Here is a 226-nt window from a genome sequence, read left to right as displayed (position 1 = left end):
GCATCATTTTCAACAAAACTGAAGGGTAGCGACATAATTGTCGGAGCAAAAAAATCTTCCCCGCCAGGACTTGAACCTGGAATCTTCTGGTTCGTAGCCAGACGCCGTGACCATTGGGCCACGAGGAATAGGATGTTCAGTGTGTTGTATTACGGGCTCGAGTAATACCGGAGTGTCTTGACAATCCTAATCTGAACAGTCTTAGGGAAGTAACCAGTTGTCAAAA

General features: G+C 46.0%; 1 tRNA gene. It reads right to left on the bottom strand.

Annotated features, from left to right (window positions below):
- Positions 1–55: 55 nt before the first annotated feature.
- Positions 56–128, bottom strand: a tRNA-Arg gene (locus tag EXE45_RS19190).
- Positions 129–226 lie beyond the last annotated feature (98 nt).

Origin of the sequence: Halorubrum sp. SP9 (assembly GCF_005435015.1) — an archaeon.
Taxonomy (GTDB): domain Archaea; phylum Halobacteriota; class Halobacteria; order Halobacteriales; family Haloferacaceae; genus Halorubrum; species Halorubrum sodomense.
The sequence above is the reverse complement of the archived record's forward strand: the minus strand, read 5'-3'. Positions and strand labels throughout refer to the sequence as shown.